Origin of the sequence: Deinococcus marmoris DSM 12784, from assembly GCF_000701405.1 — a bacterium.
Lineage (GTDB): Bacteria > Deinococcota > Deinococci > Deinococcales > Deinococcaceae > Deinococcus > Deinococcus marmoris.
Genome location: NZ_JNIV01000021.1, coordinates 15,144 through 29,552, shown reverse-complemented (window position 1 = coordinate 29,552; position 14,409 = coordinate 15,144). Strand labels below are relative to the sequence as shown.

13 protein-coding genes and 3 tRNA genes are annotated in these 14,409 nt (G+C 67.1%); 9 read left to right on the top strand and 7 right to left on the bottom strand.

Annotation, left to right across the window (positions count from 1 at the left end; genetic code table 11):
* Positions 1 to 31: 31 nt before the first annotated feature.
* The gene (locus Q319_RS0106825) at positions 32 to 757 is read left to right on the top strand and encodes a metallophosphoesterase family protein (RefSeq protein WP_029481371.1); all 726 of its coding nucleotides are present in this window, start codon (positions 32 to 34) and stop codon (positions 755 to 757) included.
* Here Q319_RS0106825 and Q319_RS0106820 read toward each other — a convergent pair.
* The 3 genes from Q319_RS0106820 to Q319_RS0106810 form a co-directional block, all read right to left on the bottom strand.
* Complete coding sequence (locus tag Q319_RS0106820; protein WP_029481370.1) at positions 754 to 1,458, bottom strand: metallophosphoesterase; 705 nt, start codon at positions 1,456 to 1,458, stop codon at positions 754 to 756. The two genes, Q319_RS0106825 and Q319_RS0106820, sit on opposite strands and share 4 nt — an antisense overlap.
* A gap of 76 nt (positions 1,459 to 1,534) precedes the next feature.
* Positions 1,535 to 1,611, bottom strand: a tRNA-Pro gene (locus tag Q319_RS0106815).
* 110 nt (positions 1,612 to 1,721) lie between these two features.
* A complete protein-coding gene (locus Q319_RS0106810) occupies positions 1,722 to 2,267 on the bottom strand; it encodes a regulatory protein RecX (protein WP_029481369.1) in 546 nt (181 codons plus the stop codon).
* 195 nt (positions 2,268 to 2,462) lie between these two features.
* On the opposite strand from Q319_RS0106810, the gene rpsT reads away from it, so the two are divergent.
* Positions 2,463 to 2,750 (top strand): 30S ribosomal protein S20, encoded by a 288-nt coding sequence (gene rpsT / locus Q319_RS0106805; RefSeq protein ID WP_029481368.1) that lies wholly within the window; start codon positions 2,463 to 2,465, stop codon positions 2,748 to 2,750.
* Between the two features lie 66 nt (positions 2,751 to 2,816).
* On the opposite strand, the gene Q319_RS0106800 is transcribed toward rpsT, so the two are convergent.
* The 3 genes from Q319_RS0106800 to Q319_RS0106790 all read right to left on the bottom strand — a co-directional run bounded on the left by Q319_RS0106800 (position 2,817) and on the right by Q319_RS0106790 (position 5,041).
* Positions 2,817 to 3,182, bottom strand: coding sequence for a hypothetical protein (locus Q319_RS0106800; RefSeq protein ID WP_029481367.1), 366 nt, complete (start codon positions 3,180 to 3,182; stop codon positions 2,817 to 2,819).
* A gap of 78 nt (positions 3,183 to 3,260) precedes the next feature.
* Positions 3,261 to 4,715, bottom strand: a complete 1,455-nt coding sequence (gene pdxR, locus Q319_RS0106795; protein WP_245619028.1) for a MocR-like pyridoxine biosynthesis transcription factor PdxR — start codon at positions 4,713 to 4,715, stop codon at positions 3,261 to 3,263.
* Between the two features lie 11 nt (positions 4,716 to 4,726).
* Positions 4,727 to 5,041 (bottom strand): hypothetical protein, encoded by a 315-nt coding sequence (locus Q319_RS0106790; protein WP_029481365.1) that lies wholly within the window; start codon positions 5,039 to 5,041, stop codon positions 4,727 to 4,729.
* A 157-nt stretch (positions 5,042 to 5,198) separates the two neighbouring features.
* On the opposite strand from Q319_RS0106790, the gene Q319_RS0106785 reads away from it, so the two are divergent.
* The 7 genes from Q319_RS0106785 (at position 5,199) to Q319_RS25415 (ending at position 11,810) form a co-directional block, all read left to right on the top strand.
* A complete protein-coding gene (locus Q319_RS0106785) occupies positions 5,199 to 6,383 on the top strand; it encodes a class I SAM-dependent rRNA methyltransferase (protein WP_029481364.1) in 1,185 nt (394 codons plus the stop codon).
* Between the two features lie 30 nt (positions 6,384 to 6,413).
* Complete coding sequence (locus Q319_RS0106780) at positions 6,414 to 7,085, top strand: TrmB family transcriptional regulator (RefSeq protein ID WP_029481362.1); 672 nt, start codon at positions 6,414 to 6,416, stop codon at positions 7,083 to 7,085.
* Between the two features lie 111 nt (positions 7,086 to 7,196).
* Positions 7,197 to 7,272: transfer RNA gene (locus Q319_RS0106775), tRNA-Ala, on the top strand.
* Positions 7,273 to 7,330: 58 nt separating this feature from the next.
* Positions 7,331 to 7,407 (top strand) — tRNA-Met (locus tag Q319_RS0106770).
* Between the two features lie 367 nt (positions 7,408 to 7,774).
* Positions 7,775 to 9,313, top strand: coding sequence for a sensor domain-containing diguanylate cyclase (locus tag Q319_RS0106765; protein ID WP_051655173.1), 1,539 nt, complete (start codon positions 7,775 to 7,777; stop codon positions 9,311 to 9,313).
* Positions 9,314 to 9,519: 206 nt separating this feature from the next.
* On the top strand, positions 9,520 to 9,948 hold the full coding sequence (locus tag Q319_RS0106760) for a hypothetical protein (protein ID WP_156039201.1): 429 nt from the start codon (positions 9,520 to 9,522) through the stop codon (positions 9,946 to 9,948).
* Entirely contained in the window at positions 9,888 to 11,810 is a 1,923-nt protein-coding gene (locus Q319_RS25415; protein ID WP_051655172.1) for a GAF domain-containing protein, read from the top strand. Before Q319_RS0106760 ends, Q319_RS25415 begins: the two co-directional genes overlap by 61 nt.
* A gap of 424 nt (positions 11,811 to 12,234) precedes the next feature.
* Here the strand turns inward: Q319_RS25415 and Q319_RS0106750 are convergent, their stop codons facing one another.
* Positions 12,235 to 13,950, bottom strand: coding sequence for a sensor histidine kinase (locus Q319_RS0106750; protein ID WP_051655171.1), 1,716 nt, complete (start codon positions 13,948 to 13,950; stop codon positions 12,235 to 12,237).
* Positions 13,951 to 14,409: the final 459 nt, after the last annotated feature.

Here is a 14,409-nt window from a genome sequence, read left to right as displayed (position 1 = left end):
CTCCCTTCTCTCCTCTGCGTATGCTGCCCCCATGCGGCTGGCCCTCTTTGGCGACATCCACGACAACCTCCCCGCGCTGGAGGCGGCGCTGACCGACATGGACATGCAGTCCCCCGACGCGCGCATCTGCCTGGGAGACGTGACGGCGGGCGGCGCGTGGCCGCGCGAGTGCCTTCAGGTGGTGGCCGCGCTGGGCTGCCCGGTGGTGTGTGGCAACGCGGACCGGGAAGCGTTTGAAGCGCCCCAGCCCCTCAAAGTGCGCGGCCTGCCCGATGAGCAGGAAATCCACGACATCGGCCAGTGGGGCGCGGCCCAGTTGACCGGAACCGAGCGCGACATCCTCCGCAGCTTTGCCCCGACAGTGGCGCTGGACGATCTGCTGTGTTTCCACGGCAGCCCGGCAAGAGACAATGAGGTGCTGGACGCCGGAACACCGTCCGAACGGCTGGAGGAACTCCGCGCAACCCACGGTCAGCAAGCCGTCTGGATCGGCGGCCACACGCACCAACCTCTGCTGCGGACACTGGACGGCTGGCGACTGCTCAACCCTGGTAGTGTGGGTCTGCCTTTCCAGAAACGTGGTGGGAAATATGTCAATCTAGCCTACGCCGAATACCTGCTGCTGGACAGCATTTCAGGTGGATGGATACCCACTTTCCGCCGCGTTTCCTATGATCTGGCCGCACTCAAAGCGGGCATCCTCGCTTCTGGGATACCCCATGCGGGGTGGCTGGCCGAGGAATGGGTAATGGGCTAATCCCCGGTCTCTAGCAACAGCTTCGGCGTGAATTTCAGGCCGTCCGCCGCCACCAGGTGCGCGGGAATGCCGCCCACATGGCGCATGGATTTCTCGACGGGAACGCCGTGCAGGTGGCCGTAGGCGATCAGCTCGGGCCGCGCCGCCTCGATCACGTCGGTCAGGGGATTGGGCGGATAGGGCGCGGAGGCGGGCGGGTAGTGCAGCATCATCAGAAAGTGGTCGCCCGGCTGCCGCAACCTGCCCGCCGCCTCCACGCTGAGGGTCAGGCGCTGGGCCTCGCGGCTGAGCAGGCGCGTGTCCTCGTCGTTCAGGGCCTGATAGCCCGGCGTGGTCCAGCCGCGCGTGCCGCACACCACCACGTTCCCGACCCGCACGGCGTCGTTGTGGACGGCCAGCATACCAGGGGGCAGCGCCGCACGCAGCTTTGAAGGCGTGGGCCACCAGTAGTCGTGGTTGCCGCGCAGCAGGATTTTCGTGCCGGGCAACTCGGCCACTTTTCCCAGATCGGTCATCGCGTCGGGCAATCGCATGGCCCACGACAGGTCACCGGGCAGCAAAACCAGATCACCGGGGCGCACCGTCTCGTGCCAGCGCTCGTAAATGGCCTCGGGATGCCCGGCCCACTGGGGACCGAAGACCGTCATGGGTTTGGGGGTCACGTAGGCCAGATGCAGATCGGCGATGGCAAAGACGCGCATGGATGGCTCCAGAAGAAGGGGCGAGGTGGCAGGGCAAAAAGAAGACCTCCCGCAGTGGGGAGGTCACCTTCTCGCGTGGTCGGGGCGAAAGGATTCGAACCTTCGACCCCGTCGTCCCGAACGACGTGCGCTACCAGGCTGCGCTACGCCCCGCCACGGCTCCTGTCCTGCTGAGGCCACGGGGGACCGCACAGCATTTCAAGTGCGTCCGGCAGTTTATCCGCCGCCCTGTGGGGTGTCAAGGCAAAACGTCGGAGGCTGCTTCACTCCTCCCCGTCATCCAGTTCCTGCTGTGCCGCCTGCTCGCTCAGTTCGCGGATGGCCGGCCAGATGGCGTCACCGCCGAAGCCCCGGCGGGCCAGGAAGGCGTATGCACTGGCCCTCGGGTCTTTCTTGCGGGAAAGCGCAGGCCAGCGGCGCTCCAGGAGTTCCAGCGCCCCGGCACGCTCGTCGTCGGGATCACGGGCCTCCAGGGTGTCCTGAATCAGGTCCTCGGCCACGCCCCGGCGTTTGAGGGTCTGGCGTACGCGAAAGCCGCCCACGCCTCGCCGGGTTCCCTCGACGCGGGCCACCTGTTCATCGTCCTGATAGCCCAGCTCCTGCACGCGCTTCAGAACCTCCTCGATCAGTTCGGGGCTGTCGCTGCGGCGTTCCAGCTTGCTGCGCAACTCGGCCTCGGTCAGCGCGCGGCCCCCCAGCGCCCGGAAAGCGTAAGCCAGCAGGGCATCGCGCAGTTCCTCCGGGGTTTTGGGGCGCACCGGACGCGCGGGCGCATCGCCTTCGGGCGGGTGGGGGCGGCGACTTCGCATCCATCCATTTTAAGGCTTGCCCAGCACCCCCAGAGCGCGTATAGTCACGAGGTTGTCTTTGCAAAGAGGCAGCCCGGCGGCAGCGGTCCAGCGTGACCCCACCCCGGTGCGTGTAGCAGGGTCAAGCCCTCTGGACGCCACGAGTTCCCCAGTGGGGGGACCGCCCCGCAGAGCGGGAGAACAAGGAGAACCAACATGGCTTTACGTCACAAATCTGCCCAGAAGCGCCACCGCCAGAGCCTCAAGCGCCGCATGATCAACCGCAGCCGCAAGAGCACCATCAAGACCTTTACCAAGAAGGCGCTGGCCGCCATCACCAACGGTGAGGACCTGAACGCCGCCCAGAGCAAGGCCGAGAGCCTGATCGACAAGGCCGCCAAGGGCAGCACCATGCACAAGAACACCGCCGCGCGCAAGAAGAGCCGTCTGGCCAAGGCCATCAACAAGGCCAAAGCCGCCCAGGAAGGCGCAGCGCAGAGCTAAGCCCCACAACAGAAGATCGGTAGGCCAGTTGGGCGGCCTACCGATCTTTTTTATGTTCCGGCGGCTCTACTTGCGCGCTTCCTTGACGTCGATGGTGCCGCTGAACTTCTCCAGATCGATGGTCAATTCGTAGTTGCCAGCGTCCCCAGTGCCCATCACGTTCAGGCCCCACTGGCCCTGGGGACACACCTGTCCAGCGATCTGCGTTCCTTTGGGATCGGTCAGACGGAAGGTGGCCTTGCCGCTGCTGACCTTGCACGAGCCGCGCACGCCGATCTCCTGGTTCTGGTCATAGACCCGGAAGTTATATTTGTTCTCTCCCGTCGCGTTGAACATGTATGTGGGGGTCAGCGTCACGTAACCCAGCCGCAGACCAAAGGTGAAAGACAACGCGGCCAGGACCAGCAGCAACACCACGACGAGCAGACGCATCGGCCCAGTCTAACGCGAAAGCCCACGCCTTTGAAAGGGAGGTCACACTCTGCCGGGGGAGCCTGCTGGGGGGGGCGCTCAGGTGGCGGCGGCCAGCAGGCGCACGCCGCGCCGGATGTCGTCGGGCGGCAGGTGCGCGAAGGCCAGCAGCACGGCAGGCTCTCCCCCGACTGCCGAGAGGGGCGCGACGGCTGACAGCGCAACGCCGCGCCGCGCCGCCGCCCCCACGGCCTGCGTTTCGCCCAGGCCAGCGGGCAGGCGGACATGAACATGCAGCCCGGAGGCCACGCCCCGGACCTCCCAGTCGGGCAGCCACTCGGCCAGGGCAGCGAGCAGCACCTCGTGCCGGTGGGCGATCAGTTGCCGCGCCCGGCGCAGATGCCGCGCGTAGGCACCACTGGCCAGCACATCGGCCAGCGCCAAGGCGTCCAGCGTACCGGGGGCGCGGTCCGTCAGCGGGCGGGTGCGGGCCAGCACGCGCAGGACCGGGGGCGGGGCCACCAGAAAACCGCTGCGGGTGGCGGGGGCCAGGCTCTTGCTGAAGCTGCCCAGCAGGATCACGCGGTCCGGGGCCAGACCCTGCATGACGGGCAGCGGGCGGCCCGTGTGGTGCAGGTCGGCGGCGTAGTCGTCTTCCAGGATAAAGGCGTTGCCGCGCCGCGCCCACACGATCAGTTCGGCGCGGCGGGCGGCCCCCAGGGTCACGCCGGTGGGGTACTGGCAGCCGGGGGTCAGGTACAGCAGGGTGGCGTCATGGGGCAGAAGCTGAGGCTGGAGTCCCCCCGCGTCCACGGCCACCGGGACCACCGCCGCCCCGGTGGCCGCCAGCGCCGCACGCGCGCCGGGATAGGTGGGGTCTTCCACCGCCGCCACCCGCCCCAGTTCCAGAAACACGCGGGCCAGGGCGTCCAGCGCGGACTGCGTGCCGCCCGTGAGCATCACCATCTCAGGCGTGACCCGCGCGCCACGCGCCGCATTCAGGTAGGCGGACAGGGCGCGGCGGGTCTCCAGCGGTCCCAGCGGATCAGAGAGCCGTCCCTCCTGCGTCCGCCTGCCCAGTCGCCCCGCCTGCCGGGCCAGCGCCGCCGTCCAGGCCGCCTCCGGGTACAGTTCCGGCACCGGCTGGCCCACGCGGAAATCCACGGTGTATTCACCCCCCGCGTCGTCCACGCCGCCCGACAGCGCGCGGGTGGCCCAGGCGCTCAGGGGCAGGTCATTCAGGTCCGGTTCGGCGGCACTCAGGGGTGCGGGCAGGCAGACCACCGTGCCGCTGCGGCCCTGCACGCGCAGATAACCCTCGGCCTCCAGACCCGCCAGCGCGTCTACCAGCGTGTTGCGCGACACGCCCAGCGCCCCGGCCAGACGGCGGTGACCGGGCAGGCGGGTTCCCCCTGGCAGCAGGCCGCCTGTTATGGCGTCGCGCAGGGTGCGGGCCACGCGGACATGCAGCGCCTCGCCGGGCAGCGGAGGGGACAGCGTCAGTTCGCCCCCCACCTCAGCCGCTTCCCGCCCGCCCAACGCCTTTATATTCAGCGCCTTCACCTTCAGCGCGAGAACTCCCGCTCCAGCCAGCGCTGGTCCCCACCCTCGGCCTCCAGCGCCTGCCCGGCCAGTTCCAGAAAACGGTCCCGCGCGGCTTGCGCCTCTATCAGGGTCAGACCGTGGACCGCCGGATCGGCCAGCAACTCGCGGATCAGTGGGTAAAGGGGCTGCTCGGGGTAGACCTTGCCTTTCACGCTCAGTTCGGCGGGCCACTTCAGCAGGTAATCCAGCGCGTAGGGACCGGGTTCCAGCACGCAGCCGCCAGGGTAGGGAATGCGGCGGGGGGCGGGGAAAGTAACGGCGGCGGGATCAGACATGGAGAAAGGGTAGCGCGGGGCGGTTGGAATGGACGGTCTGGGTGTCTTGATGATTTCCGTGGTGCGTGAGGCGGCCCCCTCCCCGGTGCCTCCGCCGCGCCCCTTACCGCAAGGGGAAATCGAGCCTCCCAGACCTCCCCGCGCTAGCCTGTCGCCCATGAAGAAGTCCGCCTCTGTCACCCTTGAACCTGCCGCCGTCCGGCGCATCGCGGGCCGCTACCCCTTTGGACATTCCGGCGATATTGCCGACGCCGACGCTGGAATTACGCCCGGCGAGGTGGTGGACGTGAAAGGCCCCGGCGGCAAGATCATCGCACGCGGCTATTTCAACCCGGACGGCGCGACGCCGCTGCGCCTGCTGACCTGGGAACGGGAGGAAATAGATCTCAAGTTCTACCGCGCCCGCGTGAGAGCCGCCCTCAAGCGCCGAGAGGGCCGGATTCTGAACACCAACGCCATGCGGGCCGTCTACGCCGAGGCCGATGACCTGCCGGGAGTGGTGGCCGACAGGTTTGGCGACGTGCTGGCCGTGCAGCTTCGCAACGCCGGGGCCGAGCGTCACCGTGACCTCATCCTCAAAGCACTCAAGGAGGTCATCGGGGCCAGCAGCGCCTACGAGCGCAGCGACACGGGCGAACGCCGCCGCGAGGGGCTGGGCATGGTGGCCGGGCCGCTGTGGGGCGAGGTGCCGGAGCGCGTGGAATTCCACGAGGACGATCTGACCCTGCACTTCGCCCCGATGGACGCACAGAAGACCGGCTTTTTTCTGGACCAGCGCGACAACCGCCGCCTGATGCGCTCGCTGGTGCGGCCCGGCGCGGGCTTTCTGGACGTGTATTCATATACCGGGGGCTTCAGCCTGCACGCGGCCAAGGCAGGGGCAAAGAGCGTGGCGGTGGACAAGGATCAGGTGGCGCTGGCCGCGCTGGAAGGGGCCGCGCGGGACAACGGCGTGAACGGCAATGTGGGCGTGCGCTGGGGCGACGCGCTGGAAATTCTGGCGGCGCTGGAACGCGAGAAACGCACCTTCGGGGCCGCCGTGCTGGACCCGCCCACCCTCGCCAAGCGGCGCGACGACGTGCCACGCGCCAAGCGCATTTTCACCGATGGCGCGGCCCACGCCCTGCGAATGCTGGAAAACGGCGGCCACCTGATGATCAGCGCCTGCGCCCATTACATCCGGGTGGATGACCTGCTGGACGCCGCCCGCGTGGCCGCCGCCGAGGCCGACTGCGACGCCGAGGTGGTGGCCGTGACGTACCAGCCCGCCGATCACCCGCACCTGCTGAGCGTGCCCGAGAGTCTGTACCTCAAGAGCATTCTGCTGAGAAAGCAAGCGTGAGCGGCCCTTTTCCCGTATGCTGATCCGTACATGAGCGCCGTGATTCATCTGCAAGCGCTGGGCCTGACCGAATACGAGGCCCGCGCGTATACCGCATTGCTGGCGCTGGGCCGCGCCGTCCCCGCCCGTGTGGCGCGGCAGGCCGGCATTCCCAGGCCCAAGATCTACGAGACGCTGGAGCGGCTGGAGGGCCGGGGGCTGGCCGCCAAGATGGGCCAGAACCCGCTGGAATACGCCCCCCTCAGCGCCCGCGAGTATCTGGCCCGCGCCCGCCGCAGCTTCGATGACCGTCTGGGCGCACTGGACCGGGACCTGTCGCGCCTGGCCCCCGATCCAGCCCCGGAAGCGGTGTATCACCTGTACGGCGAGGCGGCCATCCGCAGCCTGTGCGAGGACCTGACCCTGAACGCCCGGCGCAGCCTGTTCATGGCCGGTGAAACCAGCTTCGCGCAGGACCTGGAACGCCTGACCCCACGCGGCGTGGAACTGCGCCGCACCCACCTGACGGGCCTGCCCGGCGTCGCCGCCGAGGGCCAGCGCGCCTTTCTGCTCGCCCGCGACGGCGAGGCCGCGTTGATCGCCCATTTCATCGAGGAAGGCGGCGTGGGGCAGGCGCACGGCGTCCACACCCACAACCCGGTCATCATCCATCTGATCGAGGGTTACGTGAATCTGGCATCCCAGCAAACGGCGTCCGGCTAGGGCGTCTGGCCGGTTGGCGGCCCTGACCGTTGACAAGCTGGAAAGGCGCTGTTAAGATTGCTGAGCCTTGAAAGAGGCGAGCAGGAAAGTTCCAACAAAGATTCAACAAGAGGGGCTGTGGCGCAGTTGGGAGCGCGTCTGAATGGCATTCAGAAGGTCAGCGGTTCGAACCCGCTCAGCTCCACCAAGAAGCCCCCGCCACCGTGCGGGGCTGCTTTTTTCCTAGGTTTCCAGCAAAAACATAAGGCGATGTAGCTCAGTTGGTTAGAGCGAACGACTCATAATCGTTAGGTCCGCGGTTCAAGTCCGCGCATCGCCACCAAAGACAATAAACCCCGTCCAGTACGGGGCTTTTTTGTTTTGTGCCAGAGACTTGGGTGAGATAAAAAATGATGGACTGTGGGCTGTCCAGCATCGACTTGTGGAGCGCGATTCGCAGAACGGACCGGCAGGGGGTTTCCTGCCGAAAGAGCCAGACCCGCACCTCAACCGACTCTGAGAACGCCACATGCGCCGCCTCTGGGTTACCGGGGTTGGCCCATGAAAAGGTGAGACTCTGTCTTCGCCAGCAGCATCCGGTTCGTTTCTTCACAGGCAGCAGCTCATGTATTCCTTGACCTGGACGCCACTCGCCTACATGTCACGCTCTGTCAGAAGCCCGCAAGAGCGGTACTGACAACCTGCCCCCCATGACCATGATCGGTGCGCCTTCACCTCCCGATGAATACGCCCGCCTGCTGGACCTGGCGCACTACGAGATCCTGGATACGCCCGCCGAGGACGTCTTTGACCGGATCGCCCGGCTGGCTGCCCACCTGCTGCGCACCCCGCTGGCCTGCATCAACTTCATCGACGGGTCCCGCCAGTGGAGCAAGGCGGTCTACGGCCCCGGCCCTGGCAGCGCGCCGCGCCATGATTCGTTCTGCGCCTGGACGATCCTGGGGACAGACCCGGTGGTCATCGAGAACACCCGCGCCGATCCACGCTTCGCCCAGCACCCGGCAGTCACGGGGGAGCCGCACCTGCGGATGTATGCCGGGGCACCGCTGATCACCCCGACTGGTCACTGCATCGGGACACTGTGCGTCGCGGACTCCGGGCCGCACGCCCTGACTGCGGCTGACCTGCAAGATCTGCGTGATCTGGCCGCGCTGGTGGTAGACGAGCTGGAGCTGCGTGCCCACCACCTGGAAACGGGACGCAGACCGCACACCCAGCACCGCCGCAACGGCGAGGTGCAACGCGGACCGGACCAGACCTGGGTGCTGGACGGTCTCACGGGCCTGATGAACCTGGAGCTGTCCCCGGAAGACATGACCCTGAAAGCTGCGGCGCTGCTGGGCAACGCCCTGAACGCCGACTACATCGGTCTGCTGCTCTTTGAAGGCGAGGAACTGAGGGAGGAGGCCGCGTACCAGACCCCCCAGTTGGCCCCGGCGATGGCCGCCCTGCCCACCCCACTGCCCGAATGGTCCAGCTCGGTCACCAGAACCCTGAAAGACCTGCACCAGCCGCTGTATCTCGACGACTACCCGCTGATCCCCGGCGCGATGGGTGCGCTGGTGGCCGCCGGGGTCCAGCAGGCCGCGTGGCTGCCCCTGGGCACCCGCAACGGCGTGACCGCGATGCTGGTGGCCATGCGGCTCCGGGACAACCCGGTCATGCGCTGGCGGGGCAGTGACCAGGGGCTGCTGACAGCGGCGGGGCGCAGTGTCCGCAGCTCCCTGGACCGGCAACTGGAAGCCGAACTGGCCCACCAGCACGCAAGGCACGACGCGCTGACCGGCATCCTCAACCGCCGGGCAATGTACCAGGACCTGATCCAGCGCCACCTGAACGGGCAGCCCTTTTTGCTGGCAGAGCTGGATCTGGACGGTCTAAAGGCCCTCAATGCCCAGGAAGGCCGCGCCCAGGGCGACAAGCTGCTTCAGGTGTTTGCCCGCACGTTGAAGGTGGAACTGGGCCGGGAGGGAGAGGTCTACCGGACAGGCGGCGACGCGTTCGTGGTGCTGGCCGACACCGACGAGGAAGCGGTCCATGACGCGGTGGACGTGGCAGTGCTGGCCGCGCGCCAGGTGGGCGCACTTCGCGGGGCCAGCGTGGGAACCGCCCGCAGCAGCGAGGGCGTGGGCGAAACGCTGCTGGGCCTGGCCGAAGAGCGCCTGTACGCCGTGAAGTGTCGGCGGCTGGCCGCGCGCCAGGCGAGTGTTGCGCCAGGACTGCATTGAGACGCACTCCAGCCAACCTGTGAGCTTCCGGGAAAGCGCCGAAAGCGAAGGCCATTCTGGAATCCATCCTTTGCCCTGCTCTGGTTTCTCCACCTCGCCGTTCTGCGGGTCCCGTTGGCCGGGTTTTGCGGTGGTTGCATCACGGGTCAGCCACAGTCCGTATCAGCCGCACCGGGCCGCCTGAGCGTCTACACTGCCCGGTATCCATGACCGACGTCCCTTCACCGAGTCTGTCCCCCTCAGCGGCGATGCAGGCGACGCGACTTCTCGTCCACCTCCAGCGCGTGACGCAGGATCTGGCGGCACTTCGCCAGCCGGATGCGGTCTCCGGGATCGTCCTGCGCGACGTGCTGGAGGCCCTCGGCGGTCTCGGCGGGACGGTCCTGCTGGTCCAGGGTGACCACCTGACCGTCGCCGCCAGACGGGGCCAGACCGACGACAGCGTCTGGCAGGACCGGAGTCTGGAGGGGCCGGGTCCCAGCGTCGACGCGCTGCGCACCAACACACCGCTGTACTTTGAACACGCAGGTACGCTGGGGCCGCCTACCCGGACCTCGAAAGCCGCACAGGCGGTGTGGCCGCCGTGGCCAGCGCGGTGCTGCCCCTGGTGGAAGGTGGCCGCCCACTGGGCGTGATCGTGCTGGACTTCCGTGAACCGCACCACTTCACGCCGGACGAACGGCACTTTTTACAGACATTGGCCGTTCACTGCGCCCTGGCCCTGGACCGCGCCCAGCTCGCCAGCAACCTGGAAAAGCAGGTGCAGGACCGCACCGCCGAACTCGAAGCCTTCGTGCGTTTCGCGGAAGCTGCGGACGGCGAGACCAACGTGCTGGCGCTGGCCCGGCGGGCGATGGACGTCCTGACCCTGCTGTTCCCCGGCTGCACCAGCGCCTACTACGATCTGGAAGACGGCCAGTGGCGCGTCAAGGTCTACACCAGCGATCTGGAAGCCCAGCCGGACCTCCTGGCCAGCATCAAGGCCGGTATGCCGCTGGACACCCCGGTCTTCGCCCAGCCCATGCAGACGGGTCAGCCCGTCTTCGTCGACGGCTGGGACCCCCAGAAAGAACACTTCGCCCACACCGAGAGCTACCAGAGTGTCGCCACCTTCCCCCTGATGGTGGGCGGCACCATCCAGGCGATGTTCGCGCTGGGGATCAAGGACATCCCGCGCTGGTCCGGGCACCATCAGGCGGTGTTCCGTTCGGTGGGACGCAGCCTCCGGCTGGCCCTGGAACGCACCGAGACGGCCCGGCAACTCGCCGCCCAGAACGCCGAACTGCTGGCCCGCACCCAGGCGCTGGAGGGTTTCGCGGCGCTGACCCACGAACTGGGGCTGACCAGCGATCCTGGCGTTCTGATCGGGCAGGCCGTCGCCCTGGTGCGCTCCCTGCTGCCGCCGGGCTACGTCATCTTCTGGCAGGTCCAGGGTGGGCAGTGGCGGGCCACGGCGCAGCGGGGTGACGTGGGCAACCCCGAGTTGCAGGCGGCCATCGACGCGGGCTTCCCCGTGGGTCAAGTTCCCAGCCTGGACCTGCCGTACCAGACCCGCGAGCCGCTGTTCCAGGACCATTACGATCCCGCCCGTGACGTCGCCCCAGAACTTGTCGAACATGTCTCGACGGTGGCCACCCTGCCCGTGCTGGTCAACGGTGAGGTGATGGGGATCTTCAACGCGCCTCTGTTCGGGCTGCGTCCGTGGAGCGCCGCCGATCAGGCCGTCCTGAAGACGACGGTTCACAGCCTCGGCCTGGCCCTGGAACGCGCCGAGCAGGCCCGTCAGGTCACCGCACAGCGCGATCTGCTCCAGGCGTCGAACGAGGAACTCGAAGCCTTCACGTACTCGGTCTCGCATGACCTGCGGACCCCGGTGCGGCACATCGTCAGCTTTGGTGACCTGCTGCGCCGCTCTCTGCCAGAGCCGCTGGATGACAAGGCCGAGCGGTACCTCGGGATCATCAGGACTGCCGCCGATACCCTGAACACCCTGATCGACGGCATGCTGGACGTCTCGCGCGCTTCACGCCAGTTGCTGAAAGCCGAGCAGGTGGAACTGGACCGGGTGTTCGGTGCCGTGCGCCATGAGGTGGGCGTGGCCCTGCCGCAACGTCAGATCGACTGGCAGGTGGGCGCGCTGCCCACCGTCACCGGGGACGCGGGGTTGCTGCGCCGGGTGGTCACGGCCCTGGTGGACAACGCGGTGAAGTACACCCGTGGCCGGGACAGGGCCGTAATCGAGGTCTGGGCCGAGGACCGGGGGCAGAGCTGGGCGGTGCTGGTGCGCGACAACGGCGTGGGCTTCAATCCGCAGTACGGCGACAGGCTGTTCACGATGTTCCAGCGGCTGCACCGTCAGGAGGACTTCGAGGGGCCGGCAGTCAGTCTGGCCAACGCGCGGCGCATCGTGGCCCGGCACGGCGGAACGATGACGGCGGAAGGGCAACCTGGGGTGGGGGCCACTTTCGGCTTCGTCCTGCCCAAAGCGTCTCCCTGATCAAGGGCACCGGCAAGTCTGGGGCCGTGGGCCGGGGCCGCTCGCTGAGTCAAGTGCAGCTCACCCACCGAGAACGTGCGGACGGTGATGAACCGCCTCGGAGCAGGCCCTCATGCGAATTCCGTCTGTCATCAATAGTTCGGACATTTTTTGACCAGGAGTTTGGAAAATATCCGAAAAGTGGCTCTGGGACGCCGTTCCCGTTCCCACCTCTCGCGGTGGAGAAGCGGAAAACCTCGTGTAAATCGCTGGACATGCCTCAAATCCGGAAACTGTCCGAACCACTGGTCATACGGCTTCCGTTCGTAACGCGGCAGGAATCGGAACAGCGCCGATCTCTGCACTCCATGCCCGGAACTCATTTTCTCTTTCTCGCTCTCCTCGGATTGCAGATGTTTTCAACACCTTTCCACCGGAGCCCGTATCAGCGCGGCAGCGTGAAGCCGAAGGTGGCTCCCTCACCCGTCACGCTGGAGGCGCTGACGGTTCCCCCATGCCGCGTGACGATGCGCCGCACATTCGCCAGCCCCACCCCGGTTCCCTCGAACTCGCGTTCCAGATGCAGCCGCTGGAACACGCCGAACAGCCGGTCCTGATAGCGGGGATCAAAGCCCACCCCGTTGTCGCGCACGAACACCGCCCACTCTCCTGCGCGCTCCTCGGCCCAGACCTCAATCACCGCCGTCTGCCGTGGCCGGGTGTACTTCACGGCGTTGCTCAGCAGGTTGGTGATCACCTGTTGCAGGGTGTCGTGATCTCCAGTCACCAGCGGCAGCGGGGAAACCTGCCACTGCACGTTACGGTCATACGCGTCCACTTCCAGCTCCTGCCGCCCCCGGATCACCAGCGCTTCCAAGTCCACCGGCCCGGAGCGCAGCGGCAGCCGCGCGGCGCGGGACAGCTCCAGCATCGCGTCGATCAGCACGTTCATCCGCCCCGCCGCCTCATCGATCACCGTCAGGTAGTGCGTGGCCTTGAGACCCAGACCCGTGCCCACGTCTCTGCGGAGCAGCTCGCTGAAGCCCTTGATGTGCCGCACCGGGGTCCGCAGATCGTGCGAGACGCTGTAACTGAAGGCTTCGAGTTCCTCGTTGGCCTCCTGCAAGGCCGCCTGCTGCTGCTCGACCTGCTGGATCTTCGCGGCGCGTTCCAGGGCCAGACTCAGGCTGCGCTCCACGGTGGCGAGGACCGCGTGGTCTGCCGGGGTCCACGTCCGCGCGCTGGGCAGCGCGAAGACCAGCACGCCCTGCATCTGTCCACTGACCCGGACCGGCAGCGCCACAGTGGCGAAGGGGATGGCCTCGCTGTGGGGCAGCCCATCTGCCGGCGGCGCATAGACATCCTGATAGTCCGCCGCGCCACGGTGCCAGACATTCTGCAAAGTGGGAGCTTTCTCGAAGGGGACGCCAGCGTCCAGAGCGGCCTGCAAGGCGGGCGTCTGGACATGCCCCACCTGGGAGCGGACATACCAGCGTCCGGCCACCGGCTCGTAATACTGCGAGAAGTGGGTGTCCAGCAGCGGGAGAACCGCCTGCTGGGCGTGGTGGATTAGCGTCAGCGGATCGGTGTCCAGCGCCAGGTCACGGGTCAACACGGCAAAGACCTCCAGCGCCGCATTGACCCGCTCCATCTCGCGGCGGTGCGTTTGTGCAGCCTGTTCGGCCTGCACCCGCCGGGTGGTCTCGATGACAGTCACCAGCACGCCGCCCACCGCGCCGTCGTCACCGCAGACCGGGCTGTATGTCAGGTTGAGAAACACCCGTTCGTCGTGGCCGTGTCGGCGCAGGGTCAGGGGCTGGTCCATGAACTTGAAGGTCTCGCCGCGCGCCAGGACGCCGTCGTAGATCGGCGCGGTGACGGGCCAGTCTTCTGACCAGCTCGTGCGGTTGGGCTGTCCCAGCCCGCCGGGGTGTTTGTCGCCCATGAGGACGCGGCAGGGATCGTTGTAAAGCTGGATCAGCTCGCTGCCCCACAGCAGGGTCATGGCCAGGGGATGGCAGAGCAGCATGTCGGTCAGCACGCGCAGGCTGACTGGCCAGTTGGCGCGGGGACCCAGCGGTGTGGCGGCCCAGTCGAAGTCGCGGATCAGGGCGGCCATCTCGGATTCGGCGGGTTGGGAAACAGGATCAGTACGGGTCATGGCCGTCTCCTGCGGTGCAGAGCGCCTTCTGTGGGCGACTGTCAGCGTTGAACGACGTGAATGGACAGATGGAAGAGTATGGCCCAGTCTATGTCGCCACAGTCGGGAACGACCCTCTGCCTGCATAGGCGAACCCGCTGGAGCGCTGTCCGGGAGGTGATGAATGCGTATCGGACACGGTCTTCACAGCGTCCTCCTTCAGACCCATGGTGCCGCGCGGCGCTCAGTCACGGCACTGAATGATGGCCCTGGATTGAACGCCGCTGACCAATACCCGGCAACGGAAAAAGCGGCCCGAAGGCCGCCTTGATTTCTTCAATATAGCCCGGAATGCAGGGGCTGTCAATGTATGCAAGCCGGATGCCGGCCCGTTCGGATCAAGACGCGCCTGGGACGCTGTTCAGCGCAACTTCCAGAGCCTCAGAGTCTTCACCCTGAGTGGCAATGACGCCGCGCTGC

What these genes read in the sequence shown, in the direction of transcription:
- Q319_RS0106825 (WP_029481371.1), top strand. Translation starts at nt 32, where the DNA reads ATGCGGCTGGCCCTCTTTGGCGACATCCACGACAACCTCCCCGCGCTG.
- Q319_RS0106820 (WP_029481370.1), bottom strand. Translation starts at nt 1,458, where the DNA reads ATGCGCGTCTTTGCCATCGCCGATCTGCATCTGGCCTACGTGACCCCC.
- Q319_RS0106810 (WP_029481369.1), bottom strand. Translation starts at nt 2,267, where the DNA reads ATGCGAAGTCGCCGCCCCCACCCGCCCGAAGGCGATGCGCCCGCGCGT.
- rpsT (WP_029481368.1), top strand. Translation starts at nt 2,463, where the DNA reads ATGGCTTTACGTCACAAATCTGCCCAGAAGCGCCACCGCCAGAGCCTC.
- Q319_RS0106800 (WP_029481367.1), bottom strand. Translation starts at nt 3,182, where the DNA reads ATGCGTCTGCTCGTCGTGGTGTTGCTGCTGGTCCTGGCCGCGTTGTCT.
- Q319_RS0106790 (WP_029481365.1), bottom strand. Translation starts at nt 5,041, where the DNA reads ATGTCTGATCCCGCCGCCGTTACTTTCCCCGCCCCCCGCCGCATTCCC.
- Q319_RS0106785 (WP_029481364.1), top strand. Translation starts at nt 5,199, where the DNA reads ATGAAGAAGTCCGCCTCTGTCACCCTTGAACCTGCCGCCGTCCGGCGC.
- Q319_RS0106780 (WP_029481362.1), top strand. Translation starts at nt 6,414, where the DNA reads ATGAGCGCCGTGATTCATCTGCAAGCGCTGGGCCTGACCGAATACGAG.
- Q319_RS0106765 (WP_051655173.1), top strand. Translation starts at nt 7,775, where the DNA reads ATGACCATGATCGGTGCGCCTTCACCTCCCGATGAATACGCCCGCCTG.
- Q319_RS0106760 (WP_156039201.1), top strand. Translation starts at nt 9,520, where the DNA reads ATGACCGACGTCCCTTCACCGAGTCTGTCCCCCTCAGCGGCGATGCAG.
- Q319_RS0106750 (WP_051655171.1), bottom strand. Translation starts at nt 13,950, where the DNA reads ATGACCCGTACTGATCCTGTTTCCCAACCCGCCGAATCCGAGATGGCC.